The sequence below is a fragment of the Flavimaricola marinus genome (assembly GCF_900184895.1).
GTDB classification, from domain to species: Bacteria; Pseudomonadota; Alphaproteobacteria; order Rhodobacterales; family Rhodobacteraceae; genus Flavimaricola; species Flavimaricola marinus.
In genome coordinates this window covers 383,997-408,793 of the sequence record NZ_FXZK01000001.1, presented here as the reverse complement: position 1 = coordinate 408,793, position 24,797 = coordinate 383,997, and the positions used below count along the sequence as shown (strand labels likewise).

General features: G+C 66.1%; 21 protein-coding genes. 16 read left to right on the top strand and 5 right to left on the bottom strand.

Annotated elements, in window-relative coordinates:
• Positions 1 to 51: 51 nt before the first annotated feature.
• Positions 52 to 1,362 carry a histidinol dehydrogenase gene (hisD, locus tag LOM8899_RS02015; protein ID WP_093990480.1) on the bottom strand — a complete coding sequence of 437 codons (1,311 nt, stop codon included), beginning with the start codon at positions 1,360 to 1,362 and terminating at the stop codon, positions 52 to 54.
• A 203-nt stretch (positions 1,363 to 1,565) separates the two neighbouring features.
• On the opposite strand from hisD, the gene LOM8899_RS02010 reads away from it, so the two are divergent.
• Complete coding sequence (locus LOM8899_RS02010; protein WP_093991367.1) at positions 1,566 to 3,212, top strand: glycoside hydrolase family 13 protein; 1,647 nt, start codon at positions 1,566 to 1,568, stop codon at positions 3,210 to 3,212.
• Here LOM8899_RS02010 and LOM8899_RS02005 read toward each other — a convergent pair.
• Positions 3,209 to 3,985, bottom strand: a complete 777-nt coding sequence (locus LOM8899_RS02005) for an IclR family transcriptional regulator domain-containing protein (RefSeq protein WP_442345821.1) — start codon at positions 3,983 to 3,985, stop codon at positions 3,209 to 3,211. The genes LOM8899_RS02010 and LOM8899_RS02005 overlap by 4 nt on opposite strands.
• A gap of 90 nt (positions 3,986 to 4,075) precedes the next feature.
• Between LOM8899_RS02005 and LOM8899_RS02000 the strand changes: the two genes are divergently transcribed.
• From LOM8899_RS02000 to pcaF, 3 genes are read left to right on the top strand one after another with little or no spacing between them, the layout of a single operon-like run.
• Complete coding sequence (locus LOM8899_RS02000) at positions 4,076 to 4,798, top strand: 3-oxoacid CoA-transferase subunit A (protein WP_093991365.1); 723 nt, start codon at positions 4,076 to 4,078, stop codon at positions 4,796 to 4,798.
• The gene (locus LOM8899_RS01995; protein WP_093990479.1) at positions 4,795 to 5,472 is read left to right on the top strand and encodes a CoA transferase subunit B; all 678 of its coding nucleotides are present in this window, start codon (positions 4,795 to 4,797) and stop codon (positions 5,470 to 5,472) included. Before LOM8899_RS02000 ends, LOM8899_RS01995 begins: the two co-directional genes overlap by 4 nt.
• Positions 5,469 to 6,671 carry a 3-oxoadipyl-CoA thiolase gene (pcaF, locus tag LOM8899_RS01990; protein WP_093990478.1) on the top strand — a complete coding sequence of 401 codons (1,203 nt, stop codon included), beginning with the start codon at positions 5,469 to 5,471 and terminating at the stop codon, positions 6,669 to 6,671. Before LOM8899_RS01995 ends, pcaF begins: the two co-directional genes overlap by 4 nt.
• Positions 6,672 to 6,773: 102 nt before the next feature.
• Here the strand turns inward: pcaF and LOM8899_RS01985 are convergent, their stop codons facing one another.
• The 3 genes from LOM8899_RS01985 to LOM8899_RS01975 all read right to left on the bottom strand — a co-directional run bounded on the left by LOM8899_RS01985 (position 6,774) and on the right by LOM8899_RS01975 (position 9,434).
• Entirely contained in the window at positions 6,774 to 8,030 is a 1,257-nt protein-coding gene (locus tag LOM8899_RS01985) for a polysaccharide biosynthesis tyrosine autokinase (RefSeq protein WP_093990477.1), read from the bottom strand.
• Positions 8,003 to 8,614, bottom strand: coding sequence for a Wzz/FepE/Etk N-terminal domain-containing protein (locus tag LOM8899_RS01980; RefSeq protein ID WP_133064961.1), 612 nt, complete (start codon positions 8,612 to 8,614; stop codon positions 8,003 to 8,005). The genes LOM8899_RS01985 and LOM8899_RS01980 overlap by 28 nt, the downstream gene beginning before the upstream one ends.
• Before the next feature lie 85 nt (positions 8,615 to 8,699).
• Positions 8,700 to 9,434: a metallophosphoesterase family protein gene (locus LOM8899_RS01975; RefSeq protein ID WP_093990475.1), complete on the bottom strand. Its 735-nt coding sequence runs from the start codon at positions 9,432 to 9,434 to the stop codon at positions 8,700 to 8,702.
• Positions 9,435 to 9,669: 235 nt separating this feature from the next.
• On the opposite strand from LOM8899_RS01975, the gene LOM8899_RS01970 reads away from it, so the two are divergent.
• The 12 genes from LOM8899_RS01970 to LOM8899_RS01915 all read left to right on the top strand — a co-directional run bounded on the left by LOM8899_RS01970 (position 9,670) and on the right by LOM8899_RS01915 (position 24,794).
• A complete protein-coding gene (locus tag LOM8899_RS01970; RefSeq protein WP_093990474.1) occupies positions 9,670 to 10,437 on the top strand; it encodes a sulfite exporter TauE/SafE family protein in 768 nt (255 codons plus the stop codon).
• A gap of 214 nt (positions 10,438 to 10,651) precedes the next feature.
• Positions 10,652 to 11,488 carry an AfsR/SARP family transcriptional regulator gene (locus LOM8899_RS01965; RefSeq protein ID WP_168770441.1) on the top strand — a complete coding sequence of 279 codons (837 nt, stop codon included), beginning with the start codon at positions 10,652 to 10,654 and terminating at the stop codon, positions 11,486 to 11,488.
• A gap of 157 nt (positions 11,489 to 11,645) precedes the next feature.
• Entirely contained in the window at positions 11,646 to 11,861 is a 216-nt protein-coding gene (locus LOM8899_RS01960) for a hypothetical protein (RefSeq protein WP_093990472.1), read from the top strand.
• A gap of 25 nt (positions 11,862 to 11,886) precedes the next feature.
• Positions 11,887 to 13,500 (top strand): phage tail sheath C-terminal domain-containing protein, encoded by a 1,614-nt coding sequence (locus LOM8899_RS01955; RefSeq protein ID WP_093990471.1) that lies wholly within the window; start codon positions 11,887 to 11,889, stop codon positions 13,498 to 13,500.
• 26 nt (positions 13,501 to 13,526) lie between these two features.
• Positions 13,527 to 14,051, top strand: coding sequence for a phage tail protein (locus LOM8899_RS01950; RefSeq protein ID WP_093990470.1), 525 nt, complete (start codon positions 13,527 to 13,529; stop codon positions 14,049 to 14,051).
• A 4-nt stretch (positions 14,052 to 14,055) separates the two neighbouring features.
• Positions 14,056 to 14,739, top strand: coding sequence for a hypothetical protein (locus LOM8899_RS01945; RefSeq protein ID WP_093990469.1), 684 nt, complete (start codon positions 14,056 to 14,058; stop codon positions 14,737 to 14,739).
• A complete protein-coding gene (locus LOM8899_RS01940; protein ID WP_093990468.1) occupies positions 14,736 to 15,500 on the top strand; it encodes a hypothetical protein in 765 nt (254 codons plus the stop codon). Before LOM8899_RS01945 ends, LOM8899_RS01940 begins: the two co-directional genes overlap by 4 nt.
• Before the next feature lies 1 nt (position 15,501).
• Complete coding sequence (locus LOM8899_RS01935) at positions 15,502 to 16,764, top strand: Pvc16 family protein (RefSeq protein WP_093990467.1); 1,263 nt, start codon at positions 15,502 to 15,504, stop codon at positions 16,762 to 16,764.
• A complete protein-coding gene (locus LOM8899_RS01930) occupies positions 16,761 to 18,665 on the top strand; it encodes an ATP-binding protein (RefSeq protein ID WP_133064960.1) in 1,905 nt (634 codons plus the stop codon). Before LOM8899_RS01935 ends, LOM8899_RS01930 begins: the two co-directional genes overlap by 4 nt.
• Entirely contained in the window at positions 18,665 to 18,901 is a 237-nt protein-coding gene (locus LOM8899_RS01925) for a hypothetical protein (RefSeq protein ID WP_093990465.1), read from the top strand. Before LOM8899_RS01930 ends, LOM8899_RS01925 begins: the two co-directional genes overlap by 1 nt.
• Positions 18,898 to 24,147: a phage tail protein gene (locus LOM8899_RS01920; protein ID WP_093990464.1), complete on the top strand. Its 5,250-nt coding sequence runs from the start codon at positions 18,898 to 18,900 to the stop codon at positions 24,145 to 24,147. The genes LOM8899_RS01925 and LOM8899_RS01920 overlap by 4 nt, the downstream gene beginning before the upstream one ends.
• On the top strand, positions 24,147 to 24,794 hold the full coding sequence (locus LOM8899_RS01915) for a CIS tube protein (RefSeq protein ID WP_093990463.1): 648 nt from the start codon (positions 24,147 to 24,149) through the stop codon (positions 24,792 to 24,794). Before LOM8899_RS01920 ends, LOM8899_RS01915 begins: the two co-directional genes overlap by 1 nt.
• The last annotated feature ends 3 nt before the right edge of the window (positions 24,795 to 24,797 follow it).

Genomic DNA, 24,797 nt, shown 5'->3' with positions numbered 1-24,797 from the left:
CTTCTCCTTCATCTTGGCCAAAAAACTCTCCCCGAAGGGTCGGGCTGAGGTCTACTCCGCCGCTTCACCGTAAGGCACGTTGCGCCCACCATAGCGGCGCACCCGGATGTTGCACTGCTCGGCATGGCCGACAAAGCCTTCCAGCATGCATAGGCGCGAGCCGTATTCACCGACCATGGCGGCGGCCTCGTCGGTCAGAACCTTCTGATAGCTGTGGGTTTTCAGGAATTTGCCGACCCAGAGGCCGCCCGTATAGCGACCCGCCTTCTTGGTGGGCAGGGTGTGGTTGGTGCCGATCACCTTGTCGCCGTTGGCCACGTTGGTGCGGGGGCCCAGAAACAGCGCGCCATAGCTCTGCATCTTTTCCAGATACCAATCGTCGCGGTCGGTCATCACCTGCACATGCTCCGAGGCGATGTCGTTGGCCACGGCGAGCATCTCGTCATGGGTGTCGCACAAGATCACCTCGCCATAGTCGCGCCAGGATACGCTGGCGGTTTCTGCCGTGGGCAAGATCCTTAAAAGGCGGTCGATCTCGGCCAGCGTCGCCTCGGCCAGCTTGCGCGAATTCGTGACCAGAACCGCGGGCGAGTTATAGCCGTGCTCGGCCTGACCCAACAGGTCGGTCGCACACAGCTCCGCATCCACGGTGTCGTCCGCAATCACCATCGTCTCGGTGGGGCCGGCGAACAGGTCGATGCCGACACGACCGTAAAGCTGGCGCTTGGCTTCGGCGACAAAGGCATTGCCGGGGCCGACGAGCATATGGACCGGCTCGATCGTCTCGGTGCCGATGGCCATGGCGCCGACGGCCTGCATTCCGCCCAGCACGTAGATCTCATGCGCTCCGCCCATATGCATGGCGGCCACGATGGCCGGATGCGGGGCGCCGTTCACCGGTGGGGCAGAGGCCACGATGCGCGGCACGCCCGCCACACTGGCGGTCAGCACCGACATATGCGCCGAGGCGACCATCGGGAACTTGCCACCCGGCACGTAACAGCCGACCGATTGCACGGGGATGTTCTTGTGGCCGAGGATCACGCCGGGCAGGGTCTCCACCTCGATATCGGTCATCGAGGCGCGCTGGGCTTCGGCAAAGCGGCGGATCTGGGTCTGGGCAAACTTGATGTCCTCCATGTCGCGGGCGCTGACCTTGGACATGGCCGCCTCGATCTCGGACGCGCCGAGGCGGAACTCGACCGGCTCGTATTTGTCGAATTTGGCAGAAAGCTCGCGGATCGCGGCATCGCCACGGGTCTCGATATCGGCCAGTGTCGATTCGACCACGGCGCGGACCTTGGCATCGTCCTCGGCGCGCTCGCTCTCGGGCTTGGCAGTCTTTAGATGTGTGATGGCCATGTCGGTCTCCTTGCGCCGGTGTGGGTCGAACCGGAGGCAGACATCGCCTCTGTATTTATCGGTCGATCATTTCATCTCGACGGTATACCAAGCGCGATCCGAGGCAAAGTCCCCGATTTGCGGACATGGCGGGGTTTCACACAAGGTCGCAACGGTCTACCTCGGCGCTGATCGCACCGAATCCCCGATACGGAGGGCATGCCATGACACAGACTGCACCGGCTTGGTGGCAGACCAGCACCGGTTATCAAATCTATCCCCGAAGCTTCTGCGACAGCAACGGCGACGGGATCGGCGACATTCCGGGGATCATTTCCAAGCTGGATCATCTCGCGGAACTCGGAATTGGTTTTATCTGGCTTTCGCCGGTCTACGGATCGCCGATGGCCGATAATGGCTACGACATTTCGAACTACCGAACGATCGCGCCCGAATTCGGGACGCTGGCGGATATGGACCGGCTGATCCGCGAAGCCCGCGCGCGGGGCATCGGGATCGTGATGGACCTTGTGGTCAATCACTCCTCCTCCGAGCATCACTGGTTCGAGGCGGCCCGCGCCTCGCGCGACGCCCCCGAGCACGACTATTACATCTGGCGCGACCCCGGCCCGCAAAACGGGCCACCGTCGGACCGTCGTGCCTGTTTCGGCGGCTCCGTCTGGACGTGGGAGCCGAACGTCGGCCGCTACTACCTCGGCTTCTTCAGCCCCGAACAGCCCGATCTCAATTGGCAGAACCCGGCACTTCGGGCCGAGATTTACGACATGATGAACTGGTGGCTCGACCGAGGGATCGCCGGGTTCCGGATGGATGTGATCAGCCTGATCGGCAAGGACGTCGACGCCGGCATCTTTGAAGAAGGCCCGTATCTGCACGAGTTTCTGCAAGAAATGCACCGCGAAACGCTGGCCGGGCGCGACGTGGTGACCATCGGCGAAAGCTGGTCGGTCAGCACCGATACCGCGCTGCTCTATTGTGGGCGGGACCGGGGCGAGTTGAGCATGGTGTTCCAATTCAACCACGTCATCGCGTTCGAGGACGACGTTCTTGGCAAATTCAAGCCCAAGCCCTTTGATCTGGCGACCTTCAAGGCGGTGCAGTTCGCGTGGCAACGCGCCTTGCAGGACGACGGCTGGAATTCGCTGTTCCTGTCGAACCACGATCTGCCACGGCAGGTGTCGAAATACGGCGACGACGGGCGCTACCGGGTCGAAAGCGCCAAGATGCTGGCCACGGTCATGCATCTGATGAAGGGCACGCCGTTCATCTATCAGGGCGAAGAGATCGGCATGACCAATGCCGCCTTTTCGCGGATCGAACAGTATCGCGACGTGGAAACGCTCGGCATCTATGCCGATCAGATGGAGATGGGGGTCACGCCCGAGGATTTCATCGCAGGTGCCAATGCCAACGGCCGCGACAACGCCCGCACGCCGATGCAATGGACAGGCGGCGATCAGGCCGGCTTTACCAGCGGCACGCCGTGGATCGAGGTCAATCCCAACAGCGCCGAGATCAACGTCGAGGCCGACCGCGCCCGCGACGACGGGGTATTTGCGCATTACCGCAAGCTGATCCAGTTGCGGCGGGATCATCCGGTCATCGCCCTTGGCCGGTTCGAGGCCCTTGCCGAGGATCATCCCCACATCGTGGCCTATGCCCGCACCCATGAGGGCGTGCGGCTCTCCGTTCTGGCCAATTTCACCGGCGAGCCGGTCATGTTCGACGTGCCGGACGGGCTGGCCGGGAAAGGCACCTGCCTGATCAGCAACCTCGCCCCGCGCGACGAGGTGTCCGGCCGGATCACGCTGGCCCCGTTCGAGGCCTTCGCCATCGAAATAACGTCCTAAAGCATCCGCGCCAGCCCGGCCTGCACATTGCGCAGGGCGGGCAGGTAGGCGGTGACCATCTCCTCGGGGTCGGCGTGCAGCGCGGCCATGCCGATGTTGAGCGCCGCAACCGTTTCGCCCCGCGCCGACAGGATCGGCACCGCGAGGGCGCGCAAGCCCGCCTCCATTTCCTGATCGATCAGGCAATAGCCCTGCCTGCGGGTCTGGGCGATGCGGGCCATGATCTCTTCAGGGTCGGTGACGCTGTTGGGGGCGCGCGGCGTCAGGTCCGACGCGTCGATAATCGCCCGCGCTTGCGCTTCGGGCAGGGCGGCCAGCAGCACACGACCCATCGAGGTGAAATGCGCCGGCAGGCGCGACCCGGGCATCAGTCCGATCGACATGACCCGACGCTGGGCGGCGCGGGCCAGATAGACGATCTCGGTTCCGTCCAGCACCGACACGGAGCAGGATTGCCCGATCTGCTCGCTCAGCTGATCCAGCCAAGGCTGCACGATCTGCGGCAAGGGCAGGGCGGCCAGCGCGCTCATCCCCAACCGCAAGGCGCGAGGGGTCAGGGTAAAGAACTTACCGTCATACTCGGCATAGCCTTCGTGGTGCAGGGTCAGCAGGCAGCGGCGCGACGTGGCGCGGTCCAGCCCTGTCCGGGCGGCCACATCCGCAATCGACAGGCGCGGGGTCTCGGCGCAAAAGCACTCCAGCACCCGCAAACCCTTGGCGAATGATCCGAGGTGATCGGTGCTCCTGTTCACAATGCGAACGCTCCGTTTCATTTATTGAACAAATATCACTATCCGCACATTTCGCTTCTGATCAAGCCGCGATCCGGGCTAAGGCAGGCCAAACCGCAAAAGGGGGAGTCTATGGACAAGACGATTGCCACACTGGCCGAGGCCGTGGCCGATATCGAAGACAACGCCGTGCTGATGATCGGCGGCTTTGGCGGATCGGGGGCGCCGATCGAACTGATCCACGCGCTGATCGACCGGTTCAAGGCGACCGGCAGCCCGGGCAATCTGACGGTCGTGAACAACAACGCGGGCAACGGCCAGATCGGCATCGCCGCGATGATCGACGCGGGCATGGTGCGCAAGATGGTCTGCTCCTTCCCAAGGTCCTCCGATCCGCGGGCGTTCACCGAGAAATACCTCGCCGGCGAGATCGAACTGGACCTCGTTCCGCAAGGCACCTTGGCCGAGCGGATCCGGGCGGCAGGGGCGGGGATCCCGGCTTTCTTCACGCCCACGAGCTATGGGACCGAACTGGCCGAGGGTAAGCAAATTCAGGAATTCGACGGTCGGCCCTACGTGCTGGAACGTTGGCTCAAGGCGGATTTCGCCATCGTCAAGGGCGAGCTCGGCGACACCCACGGCAACCTGACCTACCGGTTGGCCGGACGGAACTTCAATCCGCTGATGTGCATGGCCGCCGCAAAGGTCGTCGCTCAGGTCTCGACGCTGACGGAACCGGGCGGGATCGACCCGGAACAGGTGATCACCCCCGGTCTCTTTGTCGACGGCGTGATCGAAGTGCCAAACCCGCAACAGGAAGAGGCGCTGATCCGCGCCGGGGAGGTCTACGCATGAGCAGCAAACTCAGCAACGCCCAGATCGCATGGCGGGCAGCGCAAGACATCGAAGACGGCGCCTATGTCAATCTCGGCATCGGCTTTCCCGAGATGATCGCCAAGTTTCAGCCCGCGGGGCGGCACATCACCTATCACACCGAAAACGGGGTGCTGGGCTTTGGCAAGGCACCGCCGCAGGGCGAGGAAGACTGGGATCTGATCAACGCGGGCAAAAAGGCGATCACGCTCAAGCCGGGGGCGTCGTTCTTTCATCACGCGGACAGTTTCGCGATGGTGCGGGGCGGGCATCTCGATCTGGCGGTGCTCGGGGCCTATCAGGTCGCGCAGAACGGCGATCTTGCGAATTGGCGGGTCGGCTCCAAGGGGGTGCCCGCCGTGGGCGGCGCGATGGATCTCGTGCACGGGGCCAAGCGGGTCGCGGTGATCACCGATCACACCACCAAGGACGGCAAACCCAAGCTCGTCGAGCGCTGCACCTTCCCGCTGACCGGGGTCGGGTGCATCACGCGGGTCTATACCTCGCTCGCCGTCGTCGATATCGAGGACGGGCGGTTCGTGCTGCGTGAGAAACTGGCGGGGCTGTCGATGGACGAGCTGCAATCGCTCACCGGCGCACCGCTGCACACCCAAGGCCAGGTGGCCGATCTGATCGTCCCGGAGATTGAGCAATGAACGACGTCTATATCTGCGACTATATCCGCACGCCCATCGGGCGTTTCGGCGGGGCTCTGTCCTCGGTGCGGGCCGACGACCTCGGGGCGATCCCGCTGCGGGCCTTGGCCGAACGGAACCCCGGTCTCGATCTGGGGGCGATCGACGAGGTGATCTATGGCTGCGCCAATCAGGCGGGCGAGGACAACCGGAACGTCGCGCGGATGTGCGCGCTGCTGGCCGGCTATCCCGAGACGGTGCCGGGGACCACGATGAACCGGCTCTGTGGCTCGGGCATGGACGCGGTGATCGCGGGGGCGCGGGCGATCAAGGCCGGCGAGGCGGATCTGATCGTCGCGGGCGGCGTCGAAAGCATGAGCCGTGCGCCCTTCGTGATGCCCAAGGCCACGCAGGCGTTTTCGCGGGCCAACGAGGTGCATGACACCACGATCGGCTGGCGGTTCGTCAATCCGGTGATGAAGGCGCAATACGGCGTCGACTCGATGCCCGAGACGGCCGAGAACGTGGCCGAGGATTTCAATGTCAGCCGCGAAGACCAGGACGCCTTTGCGCTGCGCAGCCAGCACAAGGCCGGCGAAGCGATGGCAAACGGGCGCTTGGCGCGGGAGATCACGCCCGTCAGCATTCCGCAACGGCGGGGCGACCCGGTCGTCGTGTCCGAGGACGAGCATCCCCGTCCGCAGACCACGATCGAAGACCTGACCAAGCTGAAAGCCTTCGCGCGGGCAGGCGGGTCGATCACCGCAGGCAATGCCTCCGGGGTCAACGACGGGGCGGCGGCGCTGATCGTGGCTTCGGCTGCGGCGGTCAAGGCGCATGGGCTGACGCCCATTGCGCGGGTTCTGGGTGGGGCCACCGCAGGGGTCGCCCCCCGGATCATGGGCTTTGGCCCGGCTCCGGCGGCGAAAAAGCTGATGGCGCGACTGGGGCTGAGCCAGTCGGATTTCTCCGTGATCGAACTGAACGAAGCCTTTGCCAGCCAGGGTCTGGCCACGCTGCGCGATCTCGGCATTGCCGACGATGACGCACGGGTCAATCCCAACGGCGGCGCCATCGCGCTCGGTCATCCTCTGGGCATGTCCGGGGCGCGGATCACCGGCAGTGCCACGCTCGACCTCAAGCCGGGGCAAAAGGCGCTGGCGATGATGTGCATCGGCGTCGGGCAGGGCATCGCCATCGCCTTGGAAAGCGTGGGCTAAAAGGGGGCTCTGCCCCCGACCGAGGCGGCGCGCCGATCCATCGGTCGCGTCGCCCCCCGGGATATTTTCAACCCAGTGAATGGCAGGTCCGGCCCGTCCGGGTCAGTTTTCGTAGTAGCCCCGGCCCTTGCTGCCGTAAGCGCCGTATTTGCCGCCGTAGCCATAGCGGCGCATCCCCTTGGGATCGATCTGCGACAGGACGACGCCGGTGATGTCGATATCGACGGAGGCGAACTGGCGCAGCCCCTCCTGCACCTGGGTCTTCGAGGTCTTGTCCCATGCCACGGTGTAGATCACCGCATCCATGTGGCGGGCCAGAATGCGGGCGTCGGGCACCAGTAGCACGGGCGGCGTGTCGACCACGACGTAGTCATAGCTCTCGCGCAGGCTGCCCATGAACGATTTGAACGCATCCGAGGAGAAGACGTCCGCCGGGTTCACGCTCGACTTCTCGCCGATCAGGACGTCGATGTTGAGGGTGTCGTCGTGGATCACCACCTCGGACAAGGGGGTCTTGTTCATCAGAACGGCGATCAGGCCCGGCCGGCCCTTGCTGTCGGCAAAGTAGTTTTCGAAGGTCCGCTTGCGGATGTCTCCCTCCACGAGGAGCACCTTCTTGCCCAGACCGGCCAGGTTGTTGGCCAGTGAAATCGCCAGCGTCGTCTTGCCTTCGCCGGGCAGGGACGAGGTCGACATGATGATCTGTGGCGGCTGATCCATGTTCGACATCAACACCGAGGTCCGCAGGTTGCGCACCGCCTCGGCGGCCGCGGAGGTGGGCTTTTCGACGAGATAGTTGACGGTTTGCCGCCGGCCACGGCGCGGGATCTTCGGCACCTGGCCCAGAACGACCTGTCCGGTGCTCTTTTCCAGATCCTCGCTGGTGCGGTAGGTGTTTTGCAGGAATTCCCGGATCAGAACGATGGTCGTGCCGAGGATGGCGCCGATGAACAGCGCCATGGCGAGGGCCCGCACCGGGCGGGGCGCGATCTGGGTTCCGGGCAGGGCGGGCGACAGCACCCGGCTGTCGGACTGGAACACGCCTTCCTGCACGCTGGTTTCCTTGAGCTGTGTCAGGAACGTCTCGTAGAGCACCTGCGTCGCCTGAGTTTCGCGCTCCATCTCTTGCAGATCCGCCAGAACCGACGACTGAAGCTCGAACTGTTCGGAAAGATCCTGGGTTCTGGCGTTCAGGCTCTCGACCACTTCGGCGTTCCGGTCGGCCTCGGCCTGAGCCCGCAGCAGCACTTGCGAAAAGCGCCGGTTGAACCGGTCCTGGCTGTCGCTGGCCGCGGCCTGATCCTCGCGCGCGATCGCGGCGGCGAGCGCCGTCAGCTGGCCATCGTCGGCGGCCGCCACCTTGGCCTCGATGTCGAGGTCCTGTGCGGCGCACAGAAGATGTAGCTGTATTCCTCGATCTCGGCGGACACGGCCTCGCGGACGTTGGTCACCACCCGGTCGAAGATCTGTTGCTCCGTCGGGGGCAGCTTCTCTTCCGAGCCAAACACCAGATCGACCACGCCGCCGATGATATTGATCGGCGAAAACACCGGCGCGTCTCTGAGCATCGGGTTGAATTCAGGGTCGTTGACCAGATCGAGCTGTTCGACCGCGCGGCCGATCAGCTCGCGGGAGCGGATCACCTCCATCTCGGTATTCATGCCGATCTCGTCCCCGGAAAAGCCGGACAGGACGGATTCGACGCTGAACACGTCGAGCGGATTGATGCGCAACACCATGGTCGCCGTCGAGGAATACAGTGGCACGGCGACCTTGAACGTCTGCCAGCCGCCGATGGCCATGGCGATCACCATGCACAGTGCGATGAACCATTTGCCGCGCCAGACCGTCCGAAGCAGACCGATGAGGTCGAGTTCGTCGTCCGACGCGGCGGGTACGGCGGCTCTCATCGCGGCGGACCGGTCCGGTTGTGCGTTATTCAAGGCGACTTCCTTTGCAGCGTCTGGCGGCGGGGGCGCCCCACCTGTCGAATGCCCTGATCATGCGGGCGAAACCATCATCCGGAACTCACGCCTGGATCACGTGAGCGCCACTCTCATTCACCAAGACCGCGGAAAGACGGCCGGTCGCATATGCGCCTGTGTCAATTGCAATGCGGCCGGGTTCGATGTCAACTTGGGGCACGATTGTGTGACCGTGTACGATCCAAAGGCCGTCTTGTCGATCTTTGGCCGGAAAGTCCTTGTGACCCCACATCAGATGCCGGGGAGCCTGCAAATCCATCGGCACGTTCGGATCCGCCCCGGCATGGACGACCACCACGTTGCCGGACTGGAACTGATAGGGCAGCTCCCTGAGCCAATCGACCGTCTCCGCACCCATCGCTTCGTGCAGTTGGGCGGCCTTTTCGGCGAGCAGGTCGTCGGCCGAGGTCGGCAGAACGCCACCGATGCCATAGCTTGCGAGGGTCTGCAAACCGCCGTTGCGCAGGAAACGGGCACCGGCCGCGGCGGGCTTGGAGAGGAAATCGATCAGCATCTGCTCGTGGTTGCCCCGCAGGCAGACGGTGCCGGGGCGGTTCGTCAGCAGATCGAGCACGGCCCGGCTTTCATCGCCGCGGTCGATGTAGTCGCCCACCATGACGACCCGGGTGTCCGGATCGAACTGGCTCAGGAGCTTGGTCAGCAGATCGCTTCGGCCATGAACGTCGCCGACCGCATAGAACGGCTCGGCCGGGGCAACGGGACCAAACACGCCCTTGGAGGGCTGCGCCCGCAAAGAGCGAAAGAGACGACCGAGCATTGCGCGTTGTTCCCGTTCAAGCTGCACTTTGGCATCCGAAGGCAGACGCCGATACCGTAACATACCTATGAATTCGGCAGATTTTCGGTGGAGGTAGTGCAGATTTCCGCCTTTCGCAAGGTTTTGGCAGGGGCGGCGGGCTTGCCGCGCGGTTGGGCGTGGGCATAAAGACACCCTGTGCAGCACTGGCCCATCACCCGGGCAGGCGCGGGCATCGGCGGCAGGGGTGGGGCACATGTTCGGCACGGTCTTCGACATCGTCTTCAACGGGTTCGACCCGCTCGTGGCCACAGGTCTGCTCGCGGCCAGCTTTGCCGGGTCGTTCGTCACCGTGGCCTTCGGGATCGGCGGCGGCGTGTTGCTGCTGGCCGTCATGGCAAGCCTCATGCCGCCGGCCGCCCTGATCCCGGTGCACGGGGTGGTGCAGCTGGGGTCCAACCTGTTTCGGGCGCTGCTGCTGCGGGCGCATGTGCATTGGCCCCCGGTGGCCGTCTTCGTCGCAGGCAGCGTGGTGGGCGTGGCGGTCGGAGGGGTGGTGGCGATAAACCTGCCGCCCGCGGTCGTGCAGATCGGCATCGGCGGCTTCGTGATCTACAGCGTGCTGAGCAGCCCGCCCGTCTGGCTGTCGCGGCAGGGGTTGGTGATCGGGGCGCTGTCGAGCTTTCTGTCGATGTTCTTCGGGGCGACCGGCGTGTTCGTCGCCAACTTCGTCAAATCGCTGAACCTGCCGCGCCAGACCCATGTGGCCACGCACGCCACCCTGATGACCTGCCAGCACCTGCTCAAGATCGTGACATTCGGGGTGTTGGGCTTTGCCTTCGGGCCGTGGGTGCTGTTCATCCTGGCGATGATCGGGGCCGGGTTTCTGGGAACGGTGATCGGGCGGCGGGTGCTGATCTCGATGAGCGACACCGGGTTTCGACAGGCGCTCAACGTGATTCTCGTTCTGCTGTCGATCCGGCTGATCTTCACCGGGATCGCGCAGCTCTGGGTCGGAGCCTGACGTGAGGTAAGGAATTCCAGACCGCATCATCTGGTGTGTTTTGCGCCATCCGCGTCAATATATTGACAGAATGCGGCAGGAAACGACCGATCCGACATCGGCGCGGTTTCAAAGGGTGACAGAGCCAACTTCGACTTCTAGGGTTGAGTCATTAGAGAGTAGCGCAATTTTAGCGCGTCAAAATTTTTGCAAAGCTGTATTGAGAGGGAGTGCCATGTTGGTTGCGACCGCTACACCAACGCTCTGCGTATCGCTGTTCGGGCCGTTACGGCTGCGGCATCAAACCGGACACCATCCGCTGAACCTGACCGGGGCCACGCGTGAATTGCTGGCCTTCCTTTTGACCCGCGCGGGCGAAGCCAGCCGGCGCGAGGTCCTGATCGAAACATTCTGGCCCGATGCCACGCTCGAAAAGGGGCGCTCGGCACTGACCACCGCGCTGTGGCGGGTCAAGAAGGTGCTCGGGCGGACGCCGGGGCTGGGCCTGTATACCTTCGACGATCTGGTCTCGATCGAAACCGACGAGGATGTGCTCGTCGACGTGGTGGCGCTGGAAAGCGCCGGCGCGCTCGCCCGGCGCGAGATGAACGACGCGGGCGCGCTCGATCCCCAAACCCGGCGGCAGCTGGCCACCGCGGTCAGGGCGGTTTCCGGGCCGTTCCTCGAGGGCTGCGACTCGCACTGGGTGCTGATCGAACGAGAGCGGCTGACCGGGGTCTATATCTCGAAGGTCCGGCTGCTGATGCGGGACGCCGAGGCGCGGCGGGCCTATGACGACGGGCTGGATTGGGGGCGGCTGCTCTTGGCCACGGACCCGCTCCTCGAGGCGGTGCATCACGACATGATCGCGCTCTACGCCCGCGCCGGGGAACGCCGCCGCGCGATCCTGCAATACGAGACCCTGTGGGAAGTGCTGCACAACGAACTCGGGATCGAGCCGAACCCCGCCACGCGGGCGTTGCGCGATCGCATCCTTGCGGGCGAGCCGGCGACCGCCGCGATGATCGACGTGGCGGCCGGGCGAAGCGATGCCGCTCTGGCCGAGCTGTGACTGGCCTGTGACGGGCCGGTGACTGGCCCGTGACGAGCCTGTGATTGGCCGGTGATGCCCCGCTGACGGGGCGCTGACCGGGCCGAGGTCGCCGGGTGACGGGCCCCGCAGAGTGCTCCGCTAGTCTGACCCCATTGCACAGCAAGGTGGGTCTTTCGTGTCCAAATCCAACAGCAATTCAGATGGCTCCGGCGGCACCCTGTCCGCTCAGGTCTTTGTCCTGCGGGTGCCGGCGGGAAGCGCCGCGGCGCTGGTCGAGCACGTCAACGACGGCGCGATCAGCCGGCATGGCACGATCCAGGACGCCTTTTTGCGAATAGAGACCCTGCTGTCCCCTCCCACGCCCCGGACCATAGCGGATCGGCGGCACTGACCCCTGCGAGAGCGAAGGATATCACATGCTCACAAATCAGTTTCCGGGCGTCCACGTCAAAGAAATCCCCAGCGGTGCCCGCCCCATCGCGTCCATCTCCACGTCGAATACGGTGTTCATCGACACCTTTCAGCGCGGACCGGTCAATGAGGCCGTTCGGCTGACGAGCTGGGCGGATTTCCAGCGGATCTTCGGTGGGCTGTGGAAGGAAAGCGAGGCATCCTACGGGGTGCTGCAATACTTCCAGAACGGCGGCTCCGTGGCTTTCGTCGTGCGCACGCCGTTCGTGAATACCGGCGGCGGGGCGCTGCCTGCCGGGGTGAACAAGTTCCAGGAGGCGACAGTCACGCTCAAGGCGGGAGCCGACGACGCGCTGACCGCCAAGGCCGTGAATGGCGGCTCTTGGGGCAATGCGATCCACCTCGGGGTGGTCCACCATGCGACCGACGCAAAGCTCTACACCCTGCTGGTGCGCGAATACAAAGGCGACAAGGTCGTCGCCGAAGAGATCTATCAGGATCTCAGCACCGACAAGGATGCCGACCGTTTCCCGGAAAAGGTGATCGACGGCACTTCCGCGATGATCACGGCGACGGGGGTGGATACCAAACGGCCGGCGCTGACGGACGCCGCCGTCACCACGCTCGACGCGCTCAAGGAACAGGCCAAGTCGAAATTCACGCCGCTGGCGACCGGCGGGGACGGGTTCGTGCTTAGCTCGACCGGGTTCGAGACGCGGGCGCGCGACGCCATCCTCGGCGATGCGGCTGCGCGGACGGGGATCTATGCGCTCGAGAATATCGTGCCCGATATCTTCAACATCATGTGCATCCCGGTCGCGGGGCTACTCGGCGAAACCCCGGCCAAGATGGTCTATGAGGCGGCCGAGAAATTCTGCCGCGACAGATTTGCGTTCCTGATCGTCGATCCGGGCAAGGGGATCGCGCACAACAAGATCTACAGCGACTGGTTCAGCAAGATGGGCGGCGCGGTTTCGCGCAATGCGGCGGGCTATTTCCCCCGGCTCGACATCGTCGATACGGCGGATGGCGACAAACAGCGCAGCCTTGCGCCCTCGGGGATGGTGGCTGGCATGATGGCGCGGATCGATTCCTCGCGCGGGGTCTGGAAGACCACCGCCGGCACCGAGACGCGCTATTCCGGCGGGCCGCCGGAATACAAGCTCACCGATCTCGAACAGGAACCGCTGAACCGGCTCGGGGTGAACGCGATCCGGTCGTTCCCGGTCTACGGCAACATCATCTGGGGCGGCCGAACGCTCGTCGGGGCCGATGCTCTGGCGGACGAATACAAATACGCCGCCGTCCGGCGCACCGCCCTGTTCATCCAGCAATCGCTGCAGCGGGGGCTGAAATGGACGGTGTTCGAAGGCAACGACGAAGACCTCTGGGGGCAGATCCGGCTCAACGTCGGGGCCTTCATGCAAAGCCTGCACCGGCAGGGGGCCTTTCAGGGCAAGGCGGCGTCCGATGCCTACCTCGTCAAATGCGACGGCGACACGACCAAGCAGGCGGATATCGACCTCGGGATCGTCAACATCCTCGTCGCCTTTGCCCCACTCAAACCGGCCGAGTTCGTCGTGCTGAATTTTCAGCAACTGACCAAGTTGCCCGAATGATCAACTGATTTTCAAGGAGAACAGCAATGGCGAGAGTTAACGCAGCCGGGCTTCGGCTCGATCCCTACAGCACCTCGAAATTCCGCCTGAAATGGGACGGAAAGTTCGTCATGGGGGCCTCCAAGGTCAGCGCGCCCAAGAAGACCGTCGAACTGATCGAGACCCGCTCGGGGGGGGATCCGTCCAGTCCCTACAAGATACCGGGTCAGGTCAAATACGAGGCGATCACCGTCGAGCGCGGCATCACCCACGACATCGCCTTCGAGCAATGGGCCAACAAGGTCTGGAACATCGAAAACGGCCTCGGCGCCGAGGTCAGCCTCGCCGACTTCCGCAAGGACATCCAGCTCGAGATGTATAACGAGGCGGGCCAATTGGCGATGCGCTGGAATTTCTTCAACTGCTGGGTCAGCGAATTCGGGCTGGCCGAGTTCGATGCCAGCGCCAACGCCGTCGCGATCGAGATGATCAAGATCGAGCACGAAGGCTTCGTGCGCGACTACGACGTGCAGCCGCCGACCGAGCCGTCCTTCAGCGTGCCCGTGGCCTGATGCCATGGGCGCAGCACAGTCACATGGCCTGACGCCGCAGAAACTGCCCGACCCGGCGCTGATGGCGCTCTTTGATCGGGCCGAAGGGGCGCCGCTGGCCGAGCGCAGGCTGGCGCTCGCGGCGGCCTTCCTTCCCGGCGATGCGGATGTGCCGTCTCTGGGGGTCGGCGATGCCGAGCGGCTGTTCTGGCACGCCAAATGCGCCCTGTTCGGTCCACGCGCCCCGGCGCAATTCGCCTGCGATGGCTGCGGCGAGATGATCGGCTTTGCCGTGCCCGAAGGGTTCGATCTGCCCGCCCGCGTCGCCCCTGTGGCCCGGGTGGCATACAACGGCGTCACCTATGAGATCGCCTGTCCGACGCTGGAAGGGCTGGGGCAGGGGGGCGTGGCCGCGCTCTGCCCCGACGCGCCGTGGTCCGATCCCGCCTTTCGGGCCAAGGCCGCCGAGGCGCTCGACGCCGCCGACCCGGCCATCGACGTCGTCTTCGACGTGACCTGCGCCGACTGCGGGGCCGAGAACCCCCGTGCCTTCGATGCCGCAGCCTTCCTCTGGGCGGATCTCGAAGCCTTCGCCGCCGGCGTCTTTGCCCAGGTCGCCATTCTCGCCCGGGCCTTCGGCTGGTCCGAGGCCGAGACGCTGGCGCTCAGCCCCGCAAGGCGGGCCAGATATGTGGGAATGGTGACATGACCGACCTGTTCGACAGGCTGGCGATCAAGGCGGGGCATCGCGCGGGCATGGCCACGCTGACCCCGCTGGTCCCGCCCCAATGGGGCCTGCCAGCCTCGTCCGAGGCCGAGACTGCGCCAGAAGCAGAGCCAACGCGGCCGGAATGGCGCTCGCCGCAATGGGATGAGACCCCGCGCCAAGACCCTCGCCCAACCGCGCCGGCACAGACTCAGGCGGCAGCACCGCCGCCCGCTCCAATCCGGACCGCACCGCCGACCGAAAGCGTGTCGCGGGATGCCAAGCCTAGCACACCCCCGTTGCCCCCCGCGCCCGCCGTTGCGCCTCTGCAAACGGCGACACCCGTCGACGGGCCAGCAAAGCCGGCGAACCAAGCACCCGTCGCCGCCAAACCGCTCACCCCTGCCGCGGCTCCACCGGCGGCGCCAGACAGCCCGACAACCGCGGCGCTGCGGCCCACCCCGCCCGTCGCAGAGGCTAAGGCGGCACCCCCGGCGAAGCCGCGCTCAGAGCCGCCGCCCGCCACTACGCGACTGGTGCCGATGCCGCAGACCCAGAGGGTTCAGCCCATGCCCGGCCCCCGGCAAGCCGGGGCGCAACCCGCGCCGCGCCCAATGGTATCGATCGGCCAGATCCGGGTGACCGCCCCGGCCCCCGCACCCACGCCCGCGCCCGCCCCGGCACCGATCCAAAGCGTCTCAGCGCCGCCGGCCTCCGCCCCGAAGGGACAGGCGCTGAAGGCCTATCTGGGATGGAGGCGCTAGGATGCCCAACGCACTTGCCCTCGCCGCCGTCACGGCCACGTTGAAATACCTCGTCGAAGACGCGGTCACGACGGCGGGTCTCGACACGCTAGGCCAGATCACAATCAGCAGCGGCCCGCCGGATGCGCTGTTGGACGGCGAGGCCAAAAACGTGCTCAACCTCTATCTGTGGAAGGTCACGCACAACCCGGCCTTCGCCAACGAATGCCTGCCGTCGCACAGCGGCAGCGGGGCGCGGTTGTCCAGCCCTCGGCTGGGGCTCGATCTGCACTTCATGATGACGGCGACGGGCACGGGCGATCTGAACGCCGCAATCCTGCTCGGGCACGGGATGCAACGGCTGCACGAACACCCGGTGCTGTCCAAGGCAAACATGGAAGCCGCGCTGCACATCGGTGCGCCGGCGGCCGAGATCGCCCTGCTCGGGGCGGCGGAAAAGCTCCTGCTGACCTCCGATCTGCCCTCGCAGATCGAAGGGGTGCGGATCACCCCGGCCAAGACCGAGGACGAAGAGCTGACCAAGCTCTGGCCTGCCTTCAACGCGGCCCTGCGGATGTCGGCGCTCTACAAGGTCTCGGTCGTGCTGGTCGAAACCGAACGGGATATCCCGCAAGGACCGCCGGTGCGGGAATTTGCGCTCACGACCTTCCCGCTCAAACGGCCTACGATCGACCGGGTGGTCGCACAGCCCGGCACCGTCGACGCGCCGCTCGTCGCAGACGCACAACCCACAGCGGGCAGCCGGGTGATGCTCACGGGCAGCGGCCTGACCGCCGACCTGATGGAGCTCAGCATCGGCGGGACGGTGGTCGCGCCGGGGCCTGCGGACCTGCTCAGCGATCAGCGGATATCGGTGCCACTGCCCGCCACCCTGCGGCCGGGCATCCAACTGGCCCGGATCGAGCACTACTGGCAGGCCTCCGGCGAGCTTCGGCTGCGCGAGGCGAGCCGGGGTGGGGCCTTTACCGTCGCGCCGACGGTCAACGCGATCTCGGCAACGGCCACCGGGGCCGGGCCGCTGTTTGACGGCACCATAGACGCCACCATCGCCAATCCGGCAGGCGAGGATCAGTCGATCCGGCTCTATCTGTTCCCCGACGACGACACCCAGCCGCGCCGCGCCTTCACCGCGACGGCACGTGCGGGTGACAGCACGGCACTGGAGTTCGAGGCGACAGACCTGCAACCCGGCGACTACAGCTACGCCCTGTCCATAGACGGCGGCGAAACCGCGCCCGCGGCGCTGACGATCCCGGTGCCATGATGGACGGCGCTCGGACACTCGACTGGGGGGCGGGCAACGCAGAGATCCTGTCGTTGGAGTTCCGCCGGCTCGCCGCTCTGCTGAACGGTGAAGACGCCGAAGGGCTGCGCGCGCCCACACAGATCGAGGTGATCGAGGCGCGGATGACTGCGCCGTCCGCCATCGCGCGGATCGCCCGCGCCTTCGGGCTTGGCGACGACATGCGGCAGACGCTGCTTTTGGCGGCGCTGGCCGACGCGCCACCCAGCCTGTCCGGAGCACTGCAAAAGCACCGGTTCGCCGCCGAGGGGCGGGCGACCCCGGCCGTGGTGGCGGACCTGCTCGGTCACACCGAAACCCTGCGCCCGGACGGGGCGCTGCGGACGGGGCGGCTGATCCGGCTCGACGGGTCCGGGCGGTTCTACGAACGCCCGATGATCGTGCCCGATGCGGTCCGCGAGGCGCTGGGCGGGCACGGCGGGTTCGACGCGGTGATCGAGGGGCGGCTGCGGCCCGTGACGCTGGCCGCGGCCCCTTCGGACGAGACCACGCGGATTGCCGGCTGCTGGGCTTCGGCCTGCCGCGAACGGCAGCCCCCGGTGCTCTTCAGCGATGCGGGGGATCCGGCGATGATGCTGGCGCGGTTCGCAGCGGCGGTCAGGGGATCGGGGCAGAGCGCCTGGGTGCTGCCCGCCGAGGCGATCCCCGCCGATCCGGGCGACAGGGCCGAATTCGGCGCGATCCTGCGGCGCGATCTGATCCTCAACGACATTGCGCTGGCGATCCTTGGGGCCGAGGCCCCACAGGCGGCGTGGTCGCTGGCCGAGGCGCTGGGCCTGCCCTGCCTGATCCTCGGGGCGGCACCGCCCGCGACGGCAACCGGACCGGCGCTGCGGCTCAGCGACGGGGCGTCGGATCCATCGGCATGGTCGGTGCTGCTCGACGCGGAAACCTGCGCCCACCCGGACGTGCGCGAAGCGGCGCAAAGCGTCGCGCTCACGGTGCCGCAGGTGCGCCGCGCCGTGGCGGCGACTGCGGCGGGGCTCGCGCCAAACCTTATGGCCGCGGCACGGGCCGAAGTGGGCGAACAGATGGGGCATCTGGCGCAACGGATCGGCGGCGGCTCGGCGTGGGAGGATCTGATCCTGCCGCCCGCCCAACACGACGCGCTGACGCAAATGTCGGCCTTTCTGGGCAACCGGGACAGGGTGCTCTCCGAATGGGGCTTTGCCGGGAAATCGTCCCGCGGGCTTGGCATGGCGGCGCTGTTTCACGGACAGTCCGGCACCGGCAAGACCACCGCCGCCGAAGCACTCGTGGGGCGGATGCAATCCACCTCCGGCGATGCGGTGCCGCTCTACCGGGTCAACGTCGCGGCCTTGGTGTCAAAGTATATCGGAGAGACGGCCAAGAACTTCGAGGCGGTGTTCAAGGCGGGTGAGGCGATGGGGGCGGCGCTGCTCTTCGACGAGGCGGACGGGCTCTTTGGCAAGCGGACCGGCAGCGTCAAGGACAGCATCGACAAGCACTCGAATGCCGAACTCGGGTTTCTGCTGCAATGCCTCGAGGCCTATCCCGGCGTCGCGATCCTGACGACGAACATGCGGGCCTCGATCGACGACGCGTTCTTTCGGCGGTTTCGGTTCGCCATCGAGTTTCCGTTCCCCGATCAGGCGCTGCGGCGGCAAATCTGGCAGCGGGTCTTGCCCGACGCCCTGCCGCGCGAGGGCCTCGATTTCGATGCGCTTTCCGGGCCGTCGCTGTCCGGCGGCAGTATCCGGTCGGTGGCGATCAACGGCGCCTACATGGCCGCCTCCGAGGATCAGCCGTTGCAGATGCGGCATCTGGCCCATGCGGTCCGGCTCGAATACGCCAAGCTCGAAAAGACCGCCCCAGACAAAGACCTCAAAGGGTGGCTGTGATGGACGCAGGCCCCGATATCCGCATCGACGGTCTCAGCTTCGAAGGCTTCGAGGCCAGCTTTGCCGACAGGGCCACGGCGGTGTTCGAACAGGCTCTGGCCGACGGCGCGGCGGGGCTGACCCTGACAGGGCACCGCGAGATCGACCGTATCGACCTCGATAGCGTGGATTTCAGCAGCCCCGACACCTGCGGTCGCAGCCTCGCCGCGGCGCTGCTCAGGGCCTTGAGCCAATGAGCGCGCTGGCCAAAACCAGCGCCCCCGCGGCGAAACAGTCCGCGCCCAAGGTCGCGCCGAAGCGTGTGGAAAAGCCCAAGACATCCGCGCTGGACTTTACCGTCGAGGCCGAGACCGACACCGCCGACGTCATCGACATCTTCACCGGCAAGACGCTGCCGCCGTTCTGGCAGGCCTGCGAAAACCTGCGCCGTGCGATGGCGCGTGGGCAAAAGCGGGCCTTGCCGAAACAAGAGCGGCTGGAGGAGCACTTTGACGCTGCCCTCGGCGCGTTCACCGCCGTCTGGTCCGCCGAGATTCGGAGCATCCTCGACGCGCTCGGGGCCGAGGCGGCGGTGATCGGCGACCAGATGGCGCTGCGCTCCGAAGACGTCAGCTTCGAGACGCTGCTACACGAAACCGCGCATCTCTTGCAGATGGTGCAGGGCGGGATCGGCCAAACCGCGCCGGACCCCGTCGAAACCGCGCCCGAAACCGCCCACGCCGAGGCAGAGGCCGAGGCCGAGGCGATCACCGAGGCTCCCGCAACGGTTCAAGAACCCTTGGGCGCCGAGGTGGTGGCCTTCCGGCAGGCCACCGACGCCGAGGGCGAGCAGACCGATTGGGAGGCAGCGCAGGAGTTTCGGACAGAGGCGCGTCAGGACGCGGAGCAAGCCGATACGCCGGCGCCCCCGGCGCAAAGCGAGACCAAAACCGAGGCAACCGCCGAGGAGGGGACGCAAACCGCGCCCGAGCCCGTCGATCTCGGCGCCGAAACCGCCGCCGAGCCGCCCAATATCGAAAGCGAGCTGCCGCCGCTCTCTGCCGAGGCCGAAGCCGCCAAGGCCGCCGTCGAAGAAAGCGTGGCGGCGCTGGAGGCGGCGATCACCCCGGAACTCTACATGCAGGCGTTCAGCGCGGCGCCACCCAGCGTCAAGGCCCAGAAAGAGCCGACGCTGGCCGCAGACATGGCCGCCCTGGCCGAGGCGGAAACCGCTGCGCATGAAGAGACGATCCCGGAGTTTTCCGCCACGCTCGACGCCGACGACACCGCGGTGCCAGAGGTCGAGCCCGTCGGCCCGCCCAGCGGCGAAATCGACCCGCTGGAGGCCGAAACGCCCGCCCCTGCACCGGAACCGGACATCGCGCCCACGCAAGACCTCGGGCCGTTCAGCGGCAATCAGGCGCTGGAAAACTGGCGGGTGCCGGGGGCGGGGCAGGTCGATGCACGCACCGTGGCGCGGGCGATCAGCGGGGCGGAAACGTCGGATGAAACGGTCGAAACCTCACCCGGCGAGGCACCGCCCGTGCCGCTCGAAGGCGAGACCGATCCGCAGCGGGCCAACGATCAGGCCGAGGCGGCCGGCCAGAACGCCGGCGCACAGCGCGACGAGGCCACCCAAGCGGTGATCGACGGGCCGGGGCCCGAGCAGGTCCAGCTTCGGGCCATGGACGACCCCGTGCCGATGGTGATGGAAGAAACCGCGCTGGCGGTCGAGGCGCAGGCCCCCGTCGACGGCGCGGCCGACTTCAGCGCCCGCGAACTCGACGCCGAGACGACGGCGATCTTCGATGCCCACCACGGTCCCGAAATGCAGGCCAGCATGGCCGAGGCCGACGCCCAGATGGCCACAATGGCCACCGAACGCGACGCCCAGCGTGACGCGGCCAGCAGCAAGGCCGAAACCGACATGGCCGCCGCCGAGGCCGAGGCCAATGCCGAACAGGTCAGCAAGGTCAGCGAGGCGCGGCAGACGATTCAGGACGAACGGCAGGCCACCGTCGACGGCCAGCACGCCGCCGTCGACGAGATGACCGCCGAGGCCGAGGCCGAAAATCAGGCCACGCAGACCAAGATCAGCGACCGTGTGGCCGAGGACGAGGCCGAGATCTCGCGCAAGTATACCGAGGCGGAAACCAAGGCCGAGGGCGAACTTTCCGAAGCCGAAGCCAAGGCCGAGCGCAAGAAGGCCGAAGCCGAGGCCGAGGCCGAGGATGACAGCTGGTGGGACGCCGCCGTCGACTTCGTGGCCGATCAACTGGCCAAGCTGGGCGATCTGATCGGCGAGATCTTCGACGCGGTGCGCTCGGCCATCACCACGATCCTCGATGCGGTCAAGGATGCCGCCTTCGCGCTGATCGACGCCGCGGCGAGCTTTATCCAGGACGCCATCGCGCTCTACGGCGAATTGCTGCAACTGGCGGTGTCCACGCTGATCGGCTCGGTCTTTCCCGAACTGGCCGAGGCGCTGAACGAAAAGATCCGCGAAGGCGTCCGGTTGGCGCAAGAGGCGGTCGACGTGGTGGCCGAGGGGCTCAAATCGGCGGTCGCCTTCATTGTCGATGCCTACAAGAACGCGCTGCTGGCGGTGCTGGCCTTTGTCGAAGGGGCGCTGAACACGCTCGTCGCGGTCATGCAGGCGGCGCTCACCGGCGATTGGAGCGAAGTCGCGCGGCTGATCCTGGAGCCGATCCTCGACGCGCTCGGGATCAACAAAGACGACTTCTACGCCTTCATCGGCAACGCCCTCGACGCGATCACCAAGATCATCGACGACCCGATCCAGTTTCTGACCTATCTTTTGCAGGCGGTCGTCGAGGGGTTTCGCAAATTCGGCGAGAATTTCGTCGATCACCTGATCGCGGGGATCATCGGCTGGCTCACCGGGGCCTTCGCAGGCTCGCTGACCATGCCCGCGCAGTTCGATCTGATGGGGGTGCTCGACATCGCCCGGCAGATCCTCGGGCTGACGCTCGACATGTTACGACGGATCGCGGTGCGGATACTGGGCGAGGCCGCCGTCGAGCGGATCGAATTCTTCCTCAGCTACGCGTCGGAGCTGATCACCGGCGGCTGGAGCGCCCTGTTCGACCGGATCAAGCAAGACCTCTCCGGGCTGTTTGACATGGTGATGGGCCAGATCACCACCTTCCTGCTCGAACGGGTCGTCAAGGCCGGGATCGTCTGGCTGGCGGGGCTGATCAATCCGGCGGGGGCGCTGCTCAAGGTGGTGATGCTGATCTGGGATGCGATCATGTGGCTCAAGGACAATCTGGGCCGGATGATCGCCATCGTCGAGACGATCGTGCAGGGGATGATCGACATCGCCAACGGCAACACCGAACCGGCCAGCAACGCCGTCGAAGGGGTGCTGGCGCGGCTGCTGACCCCCACCATCGACCTGATCGCGCGGTTCATCGGGCTGGGCAACGTCGCCGGGCGGGTGCAGGAGATCTTCCAGAACATCCACCAGACCATCGAAGACGCGGTCGTCAAACTGATCCGGGCGGTTGTGGCGCGGTTCACCGGCGGGGGCGGTGGCAGCGGCACCGGGGGCGAGGACGACGGCGACGCCCCGGCGACGGGCGATCTGATGGCGCCGGTCTCGTTCTCGGGCGGCGGCGAAAGCCACACGCTCTATACCGAAGAACACGGCGACAACGTGATCCCCTACATGCGCTCCACGCCGCAGCCGGTCGAGACATGGCTCACCGGCCTGCGCGACGACGCCGGGGTGCGGGCGCAACTGGTGCGCAGCGATCCGGAAGTCAGCGCCGAACAGGTCAGCGCCAAGAAGACCGAGATCGCCCCGTTGGTCACCCGCGCCCTGGGAGAAGAGGCCGAGATGGACACGGCGGGCGATCAGGCCGACGACGCCCGCGATCAGGATCCGGCGCAATCGCGCGACGAGGTGGCGCTGCTCGAAGCCAAGGCCCGCGAAACGGCGCAGGCGCTGACCGCGATCCTCGAGGCGCTCGGGCTGTCCGGCGCCACCGTATTCAACACCGTCTTCGGCAGTCAGATCGAAGCGGTGCACCCGGAGTTCCAGACCCAGCTCAACGGCACGATCAACAGTCGGATCAATGGCGATCCGGCCAAGAAGATCAGCTTTTCGCAGATGTCGTGGGGGCAGGTGCCGGCGGCGCTCGGCGCGGATTCGGCCCTGCTCACCGACGCTTGGAAACGGCCCTTCCACGCGGGCGGCGCGCTGCGCGAGAACGACGCTTTCAAGACCGCCTTCTTTGCCAAGGTGGCCGAGCGGGCAGCGGCGCTGAACGCCGAGCCGACCGTCGAGGCGCCCTCGGACTACGCGACCAACGCCGAAAAGCAGGGCGCATTCTGGCGGCCCTTCCTCGAAGCCGGGGCCACATCGGCCATTCACGCCGACATGCTCGACCGGATGCTGGGCGCGCAATCGCGCGACTTCGGCAGCTATGCCGGCGCTCTGGTCACCCCGATCGACACGGCGCTGCGGGCGCTGCATGACGGGGTCGTCGATGACAAGCCGGATTACAACTACAAGGAAAACATCAAGGCGGCGAGCTTCCGGACCGGCGGGCTGTTCGAGACGACGGCATTCGCCAGCGCCCGCTATGGCTATTTCGAACAGCAGGACGCAGCCGGGGGCGGCGTCGAAGGAACGCTTGCCGGGTCCTACGACATCAACTGGTTTCTGCGGGTGGTGCCCGCAGGGTCCAGCGCCGGTTCGAAACGGGCGCAGAAGAACGTCACCTATACCGCCGACATGATCCGGGCGGCCGATCCGGGGCATCACGAATGGATCCTCGCCAGTCAGGCCAATCAGGCCATCGCCGCCACGATCGCGCAACTGGACGACGCCGGGGCGGCTCCGGCGGAAGGGTTCGCCAATTTCGTGCGGTTCCAGCACGAGGTGCGGACACCGACGAGCCAGCTGGTCTTCTCGCCGCAATACACAGCCGCGACCAACCCGCGCACGGTCGGCTATCTGACGCCGGCGCATGTGGCGGCGATGGACCGGGCCAACGGGCCGCTCTCGGCCGATCAACTGGCCGCGCTCTATCCCTCCGGGCCGACGTTCGGCACCCCCGTGGCCACGGTGCAGGCCCACTCCGGCGGGCTGCGGGTCGTCAAACTCGACGGCTCGGGAACCGGGGTGGAAACCCACGATTCCTCGGCCTCGTCGTCGGCGTGGCACAACACCCTGCGGGACCGGGTCTCGGGGGTGCTGGGGGCGCAGGGGGCGCTCGATCTGGCCGATATGGCGCGGCTGGGCGAAGGGATACTGGCGGCCTTCGACGACACGGTCTTCAGCTCCGGCGACAGCACGTCGGGCCTGACAAGCGCAGGGGCGGGCTACGGGCTTTATGAATTCACCGGATCAGGGGCGGTCAGCACCTTCGATTTCGCCACCGTCGTCGGGATCGCGATCCGGCGGCAGGAAGAGGCCCGCGCCGATCTGATCCGCAAAATCAACGCCGTCATCCAACCCATGAGTGTGAGCTAATGAGCAAAATTCCCGGATATCCGAAAACCGCCCGCGCCGCCCTCGTGGTGTTCGAGGCGCCGAACCCGATCCCCAGTGTGATCACCCTGCAATACAACCCCGACAAGATGCAGCGGGACGTCAAGGCCAGCGCCATCGAAGGCGGAGCGCGGTCGGACGCGTTCCGGCTGACCGGAGCGCCGGTCGAGACGATCAAGATGGAGGTCTGGTTCGACGCCACCGACAAGCTGGCCGAAGGCGATCCGTTCACCATCGCCAACGGGATTTATCCGCAGCTTGCCAGCCTCGAGATGCTGCTCGCCCCGTCCAGCGCGGTGGTGGTGGCCAACAGCATCATGCTCGCGGCCGGAACGATCGAGATCCTGCCCGCCTCCGCGCCGTTCCTGATCCTCGTCTGGGGCAAACGGGTGCTGCCGGTGCGGATGGCCGGGCTCAGCGTGGGGGAAGAGGCGTTCGACGTGAACCTCAACCCGATCCGGGCCAAGGTCGGGCTGGATTTCACGGTGCTGACCTACTCCGATCTGGAGCAGTCGCATCCGGGCTACGCGATGTATCTGGGGCACCAGATCGTCAAGGAGCAGATGGGGCGGGCCACCCGGGCCGGGACGGTCGCCTCGATCCTCAGCCAGAAACTCTCAACCAACTAGGAG